Source organism: Herbaspirillum sp. Sphag64 (genome assembly GCF_014192645.1).
Lineage (GTDB): Bacteria > Pseudomonadota > Gammaproteobacteria > Burkholderiales > Burkholderiaceae_D > Herbaspirillum.
Window position 1 is genome coordinate 1 of record NZ_JACHYE010000035.1, and the last position, 2,204, is coordinate 2,204.

The window sequence follows — 2,204 nt, forward strand, 5'->3', positions numbered from 1 at the left end:
CTTGCTGAAGGCATTGAAGCCAAGATATTTATTGTTGATTTGGGTGACATCGAAACTTCCCTGATAATTCCCATCACCGGCACCAAGAGCAAGAACCTTTGTACCGGTTGATAGTCTGGCGTCGACAACCCCTCTGATATCACTACCCCTTTGTAGCTCAAGACGAGCATTATTGGCGCCACTGCTGTACATGATACTGGCACGTCTGATGGCACCATCTCCGTCGGCTCCTGCAGAAATAATGCCGGAATTGATGATATCGCTGTTGACGTTATTGACGTAAATGCCATAGCCGCCCAGGCCATTCGTACCCGCAACGCCGTCACTGCCCTCTTCTCCCCAATTTTCACCGTGGTTACCCCCGCCTTCACCACCTACTCCTGCAGTGCCCGCCTTGCCACCGGATCCACCGACGATATTTTTGGTATTAATCAGCGTCACAGAAGTGCCAGTGATCTCCACCGCATTTGCGCCATTACCTCCGCTGCCACCGTTACTACCATTACCGCCAGATGCGTGCCCCTTCGCGCTCAGGTAGGACTGGTCCCCCCAAGAGCCACCCTTTCCACCCCGTCCGCCTGCACCGCCGTCACCGCCATCCCCCCCCGTTATTGACCCATTATTTATGTAGGTCTGGCTCGAGCGAAGCAATATACCCACAGCACCGCTTGTCCCCGATGTAGCGTTTGTAGCATCGCCTCCGTTCTCAGGATCATTAGGCGCGAACATCCTCACGATCGACCAGTCTCCGTCTTTCCCATCGACCCCATTGATCCCCTTTTGGCCGTTAACACCATAAATTGAAATGCTATTAATGGTCTGAGCGGCAGCAACGGATGCAAGCCCACCCCAGGCCATCAAGACAGCACTTGCAAGTAATGCCAAGCGGCCGACAAAGCCAGAGTGTGGGCGTGCAGGAGCAACAGCACAGGTCACGCCGGTGCTCGATGGCTTGCCCTCTGTGCGCGCCATTTCAGAAGCAACCTGAAACATTCCCAAAGTGCGATTCCAAACAATCCGATAGAAGTTTTTATTCATAATTTCGATTACAAAGAAGAGAAAAAAGTAATCCGGCATGAACAACAATTCGCGGATCACGAACTTGGGGAAAAGCGAAATAGCCGAATCGCTGATCACCACCTGCGCTGCAGCTTTACGAAAACAATGGGCGTGCAGAGGCAGCCCGGACTGCAAGCAAAATAAGCAAAGAGGTAGATGGTTTAACCGGCAGCAACAGCGCTGATAAGCCGGAGACGACGTGAATATCGAACAACTGTGCTGCAAATTACACAGCGGGCTTCACGTCCGAGATTGCAAAAAAACAATAAAATATCAGTAAGATGTAGATGAATTGGGACAAACGAATGATGTCACCAAAACCTACCAAGAGAAATGGGACCAGTCTGAAAATATTTCAGACCCGCTCATGCAAGGCTACAGGCCCTCTAGCACCAAGCGTTGAGAAGTAACTACACGGTTTGTGAATAACAATTAGCAGTCGTAGGCAGACATGCCAGAAAGAGCATGCAGAAAAAAGGAAGCCAGCAGGATCAACGTTGCCTTGGATGAACTACGCGACAGCGCAAATTGCATTGTGTATTACTGAGAGAATGCACACCGTCGTTACCGGTCTCTGCAAAGGGCATCCGACGCAAAGCGGATACCACGAGTGCGCCAGCCGAATCGCCCGAGAGCACGTACAATAGCGGTTTCACACCGAGTATTACTGCAATGTTCAACCCCTCACAGGACGATGTACGCCGCTTCTTTTGCGAAGCCTTTCGCAAGCATCGTGAAAACCAGATTGTCACACCGCTGGAAGCCATTGCGCGCGACTGGATTATGCAGCATCCCGAGTATGACAATGCTTTGAGCGATATTGACAAAGCGTTGGCCGCCGACTACTCGGTGGAGCAAGGTCACAACCCCTTCCTGCATTTGTCGATGCATTTGTCCATCAGCGAGCAAATTTCCATTGACCAGCCTCCGGGTATTCGCAAGGCATTCGAGGCTCTCGCCCACCGTAAGGGATCGGAGCACGAGGCACACCATGAAATCATGGAGTGCCTCGGCGAAATGCTGTGGAACTCACAACGCAGTGGTTTCCCGCCCGATGGCGCGGCTTACGTTGAGAATATCCGTCGACGCTGAGCGTGCCAGCGATCAACAAAAAAGCAGTGACTGACTACCGCTTTAACGGTGCC

General features: G+C 51.9%; 2 protein-coding genes. One reads left to right on the top strand and one right to left on the bottom strand.

Going from position 1 to position 2,204, the window contains the following annotated elements; translation table 11 throughout:
* The coding region (locus tag FHW66_RS20660) for an ESPR domain-containing protein (protein ID WP_221202698.1) at positions 1 to 1,140 on the bottom strand (1,140 nt) is incomplete at its 3' end.
* A 591-nt stretch (positions 1,141 to 1,731) separates the two neighbouring features.
* On the opposite strand from FHW66_RS20660, the gene FHW66_RS20665 reads away from it, so the two are divergent.
* Positions 1,732 to 2,151: a DUF1841 family protein gene (locus FHW66_RS20665; RefSeq protein ID WP_183381710.1), complete on the top strand. Its 420-nt coding sequence runs from the start codon at positions 1,732 to 1,734 to the stop codon at positions 2,149 to 2,151.
* Positions 2,152 to 2,204 lie beyond the last annotated feature (53 nt).

Coding starts and splice junctions, on each gene's coding strand:
- FHW66_RS20665 (WP_183381710.1), top strand. CDS start 1,732: ATGTTCAACCCCTCACAGGACGATGTACGCCGCTTCTTTTGCGAAGCC.